The organism is Rhizobium sp. P2_G2 (genome assembly GCF_056403555.1).
In genome coordinates this window covers 1-4,949 of sequence record NZ_JBFUFF010000207.1, presented here as the reverse complement: position 1 = coordinate 4,949, position 4,949 = coordinate 1, and the positions used below count along the sequence as shown (strand labels likewise).

Annotated in this window: 5 protein-coding genes and 1 pseudogene; 2 read left to right on the top strand and 4 right to left on the bottom strand. The window is 58.6% G+C overall.

All coding sequences use genetic code 11. The annotated features are described in order from the left end of the window. Window positions 1-383: 383 nt before the first annotated feature. Entirely contained in the window at window positions 384-977 is a 594-nt protein-coding gene (locus AC1D06_RS41795) for a ParB/Srx family N-terminal domain-containing protein (RefSeq protein WP_477991377.1), read from the bottom strand. Between AC1D06_RS41795 and AC1D06_RS41790 the strand changes: the two genes are divergently transcribed. Then, window positions 976-1,173: a hypothetical protein gene (locus AC1D06_RS41790; protein WP_477991375.1), complete on the top strand. Its 198-nt coding sequence runs from the start codon at window positions 976-978 to the stop codon at window positions 1,171-1,173. The two genes, AC1D06_RS41795 and AC1D06_RS41790, sit on opposite strands and share 2 nt — an antisense overlap. Window positions 1,174-2,213: 1,040 nt before the next feature. Here the strand turns inward: AC1D06_RS41790 and AC1D06_RS41785 are convergent. Further along, on the bottom strand, window positions 2,214-2,918 hold the full coding sequence (locus AC1D06_RS41785; RefSeq protein WP_477991373.1) for an IS6 family transposase: 705 nt from the start codon (window positions 2,916-2,918) through the stop codon (window positions 2,214-2,216). Window positions 2,919-2,968: 50 nt separating this feature from the next. Between AC1D06_RS41785 and AC1D06_RS41780 the strand changes: the two are divergent. Beyond that, window positions 2,969-3,127 (top strand): annotated as a pseudogene (locus tag AC1D06_RS41780) (aldehyde dehydrogenase family protein); the annotation flags it as partial. Between the two features lie 357 nt (window positions 3,128-3,484). Here the strand turns inward: AC1D06_RS41780 and AC1D06_RS41775 are convergent. Then, window positions 3,485-4,471, bottom strand: a complete 987-nt coding sequence (locus AC1D06_RS41775; protein ID WP_477991372.1) for an aldo/keto reductase — start codon at window positions 4,469-4,471, stop codon at window positions 3,485-3,487. Between the two features lie 189 nt (window positions 4,472-4,660). Next, window positions 4,661-4,949, bottom strand: a 289-nt coding sequence (locus tag AC1D06_RS41770) for a TOBE domain-containing protein (RefSeq protein WP_477991370.1), incomplete at its 5' end; no start/stop codon positions are given.

The window sequence follows — 4,949 nt, the reverse complement described above, 5'->3', positions numbered from 1 at the left end:
GCTCCCCGCCGTCAACACGCAGATATTTGCGGATGGTGTTCCGGGACAGGCCGGTCCTGCGGCCAATCTCCCGGATCGATAAATGCTCTCGAAAATGCCAGCGTCGGATCACGCTCAATAACGCCATGTCGATCACTCCGTAGCCCTCGCTGAAAACACGCAGGGCAAGGTTCAAACATGGGTCAATTCTCAGTGGAAATATTACGTCAAACTGGGTCAGTTCTCAGTGGCACTCAACAGCATTGCCGAGCGTGGCGGTGAGAACTGAGTGAATACTTCGCTGCTCATCTCGCCTGATGCGAAGGCGAATTCGCGGTGCTTGATCGAACCCAGTCCGCCGACATTTCCGTCGATCGGCACATTGTAGGGTGGGTCGGTGAAGATCAGATCGACCGGCTTGCCTTCGGTAAGGCGCTCGACATCCGCGGCCGAGCGTGCATCACCACAGAGCACCCGATGCCGCCCGAATGCCAGAGATCGCCAGAGCGTGTCACCGCCGGTCCATCCGACTGCAGTGGAATACGATCAGCAGCTTCGTCGCCGCTCGTCGGCGAAGCATCGCGGGCATGATCGAGCGTAAAATCGATCTCGGCGAGCGAGAAGCCAGTCAGCGACACATCGAAGTCGAGATCGATCAGCGCTTGCAACTCAATGGCCAGGACTTCTGTATCCCAACCGGCATTGATCGCCAGCTTATTGTCGGCCAGCACATAGGCACGGCGCTCTTCGGGTGACAAATGCGAAAGCCTGACGGCCGGCACTTCATTGATACCAAGGTCCTTGGCCGCCATGACCCGGCCATGACCGGCGATGATCTCGCCATCGTCGCTGATCAGCACGGGATTGGTGAAGCCAAAACGCCTTATGCTGTCGGCGATCTGGCTGACCTGTTTTCGGGAATGGGTTCGGGCATTGCCGGAATAGGGACGGAGTGCGGCCAGTGGCAGCATTTCGATGGATGGAAAGTGCATGTTCATGAAGTCGATCCTCACGGCAAATCAAACAATCGAGAACATGATGGCAACATTGGCGCGCCAATCAACCCACCCAAAACGCCACTCGCACCCTGCGACGCAAAAAATGACCGAAATTCGCCCGGACTTCAAAGGGGCTTTAAGACCCCTTCAAAGCCACTTCAAAACCCCTTTTAAGGATCTCCACAATTCTAAATAGAAAACACAGTCAGAGGGCCGCAAAAATAAAACCTGTGGATAATTTTAGGGACAAAAATCCTCTGACAAGCGACCCTCAATGCCCTCATAAATAGAATTCATAAGTCCCATATCGCAATGAGAGTCGAACTCGCCGGCGACACTGGCTAACACCTGACCCGGCCATCATGACAACTGGGAAATCGCCGGTCCAGTTGGGCGCCCTGTCATTTCGCAGGCTGCCGTTACGGGGAGAGTGGCGTACCCCCTTGATAGCCGCCATTGACTGTCCCGGTCTCGGTTGTCGCGGTGTGCTGCGGCAGGTGAAGGTCGGAGCTGTCGATGGGACACCATCATGACAACCGGGAAATCGCACGTCCGGTTGGGTGATCCTGCCGTGGCAGCAGTGACACTCTTACGGGGAAGGTGGCGTACCCCCTTGATGGTCACGCAGTTGCAGACGGGGCCGCCGGCGGCCATCCGAAGTCTGCGGCGCAGGGCGGGTAGCCGGTGGCCCGCCTACTCTTCTCAGACTGGCGATAGCCGGGGCGGAAGTATCGTCCGGTGGCCGCGAGCGCAGGCTCAGTTCCGGCCGGATGCTCAGTATTCCCAAACCCGAACCGATCTCACAATTCGACAATGTCGTCTCGCAAGAGTGCAATGCGCTTCCGTCAAGCGACAATGCTGAACCGCAACACGGCAATGTGCTTTCAGCGGACCGCAAGCCTACCTCGCCAACCAGCATTGCTGTCACGGCAAACAACAATTCGATCCCGCGAAAAGACAATCTCATCCCGCAATTCGGCAATCGAATTCCCTGTTATGTCGGCACTTGGTGTCCGGCGGGCAGCAACGCCAAGGCGTCAAGCCGCTGATATTGCCTGCTAAATCGCTGTTTTTCCGTCGGCGTCCCATTTTCCCTGTTCCGAGACCCGTACCCGCAGGACTGCCCACACCAGCATGGCGTAGTATCGTGCCTCGGCTTCGGCTGGCGGGATATTTCCGATAGGCGGTGATGTCAGGTTAACTGGGACGCGTTCGCARTCGGCAGGCTCGGAGTGATCATGCTGCTATTCCGGCCACGCTCCTCCAATGTGCGATCGCCCTGAGGCGATGCAGGTGGACGTCGAATGCTGAGCGTTTGGCGCGTGCGGGGACGAAGAGATTTCGGAACGCGGAAAAGACGCTGACGAAACGTTGCAACGCACCCGGAGAGCGGAACCGTTGCATCACGCGCTCCCGTTTTCGCAGCGGCAGGTGCGAGTTTTCGGCGCGGTTGTTCAATCCCTTGTGCGATCGATGTTCGACCGTCGGCATTATCTGGCGCCGTGCTGCGCCATAAGAGCGGAGCTTGTCCGTGACGATACGCTTTGGAAGACCACCCTGCTGCTTCATCAGCCGGATCAGCAGGCGCTTGGCAGCCTTGGTGTTGCGGCGCGCCTGGACGATTTCGTCGAGAACGTAGCCGTCCTGGTCAACAGCGCGCCAGAGCCAGTGCTTGCGACCGCCGATCGTCACCACAACCTCGTCCAGATGCCATACGTCGCTGGGGCTAGGCGCTTTCCGACGCAGGCGCCAGGCATAATCTGGTCCGAACTTCTTCGCCCAACAGCGGATGGTCTCATAGGAAATGATGACGCCGCGCTGCAGAAGCATCTCTTCGACATGACGCAGGCTCAGGGGAAAGCGGAAATACAGCCAGACCGCTTGCGCGATCACTGAAGCCGGGTAACGATGGCGCTTGTAGCTGACAGGACTATGGCTCATGGCGGCGAAATAGCCGCAAATCTTTCACCTGAAGTTAACCTGACATCACCCGGCTGCGGTATGGCTGCACCTGGATCAACACCCATTTCATGCTGACGACAGAAATGCCTCATGGGGGTGTTAAGCAATCCGGCTACGGCAAGGACATGTCCGTCTATGCCTTGGAAGATTACACTTCAGTCCGACATGTCATGATCCGGTGCGTCTGAGCACCCTCTGTCGCCGGCCAAGTTGTGAGAACTCCCAAGCCTCCACTTGGTCGGCGACTGCATATTGCGTATTGCAATAATTGCACGATCAGCACCACGACGGTCTCGTGGACCTTCTGTCGATAGAGCATCCAAAGATTATCCAGAAACTGAGCCGCTGATCCAATTCGGGTCGATCGGGACGAAGCAATGATAAGGAGGTGCCCATGTTCGCGAAGATCTACCCGGTGCTGGAGTCCGCGAAGTCGCGGGCGCTCATCGACAATGAAACCTATTTGAAAGTGGACGGCCTCCTACCCCGCTCAGTCCACGCGCTTCATCGACAGGATCGATCGGCGCTGAGCGCCGGTCCTCCCCTTATCGGATCACATAGGGCTCCAAGCCGGCAAAGATGGCCGGATCGAGCGGGGTTTTGAAGGAATCGAGGTTGCGTTGAAGGCTCGACGACTTGGTGGTGCCGAGCAGCACCGAGGCCACGACAGGTACCAGGAACGGAAACTGCAGCGCCGCGGTGGCAAGACCGGTGCCGGCCCTGGTGGCCACGTCCTGCATGGCCGTGACGCGGCCCCGCACGTCCTCATTGGCCTCGGAATAGTTGAAGGTCGCGCCCGGCACCGGGCCGGTGGCGAGAATGCCCGAATTGAACACGCCGCCGATGATGAAGGAGGTGCCGCGCTCCCGGCAGAGCGGCAGGAGTTCGCGTTCGGCCGAGCGGTCGAGCAGCGAATAGCGGCCGGCCATCAGGATACAGTCGAGATGGGTATAGCCCATCACTTCGAGCAGCACCTCGACCTCGTTGACCCCAAGCCCCCAGGCCTTGATCACGCCTTGGTCGCGCAGGTCGTTGAGGCGCTGGATGCCGCTGTCGCGGAATGCCTTGATATGGGCAGCGTTCCTTTCCTTGCCATGGATCAGTTCGCCAATGTCATGCACAAAGAGAATGTCGAACCGGTCGAGCCCCATGCGCTTGTGGCTGGCCTCGAGGCTGCGCATGATGCCGTCGCCGGAATAGTCATATTCGAGCCTGATCGGATGGGCGTCGACAAAGGCATGATCCTCTGCCTCTTGCTTCGGTACCCGGTGCAGGATGCGCCCGACCTTGGTGGAGATGACATAATCGTCACGCGTCTTCGTCTGCAAGAGGCGGCCAAGACGCTCTTCGGCCAGGCCGCCGCCGTAATGCGGCGCGGTATCGAAGAAGCGGATGCCGGCATCCCAGGCGGCGGCAAGCACGTCCTGCGCGGCTTCTTCGGTGACCGGGTGATAGAGATTGCCGAGCGGCGCGGTGCCGAAGCTGATCTCGGTGATTTCAAGGTCGGTCTTGCCGACGGGGCGGGTCTTCATTGGACAATAATCCTTCATCGTTCAATCGAGGTGGAAAACACTTTGCATGAAACTGGTCAGTTCTCAGTGGCGTTCAACAGTCAGCGTCAATTTTAGCGATACGTCCTCAAGCAACATAGAATCCGAATCTCATCAAACAAATGGCTCAGGTGGCCCCGTCATCGTAACGGGGCCACCCGTGACGCCGGACTAGGAGGCGAGTCCGACCGTCCTTCGACCGTGCTGGTCGAAGTAATGCACGTGGCCGTCCCTGGGCGACATCCTCAACTGGTCGCCAGGCTTCAGTGCGGGTGTCCCGGCCAATCGCAGGGTCAAATTGCCGACTTCCGAATCCAGGTAAGCAATTGCTTCGTTGCCAAGTTTCTCCACAACTCTCACGGCGGCGCTCCATTTCCCGGTGTCGCCGACATCCAGATGTTCCGGCCGTATTCCGATCGTCTCCACACCCATCGCCTGCGCGGCGGCACCCGCGGCACCC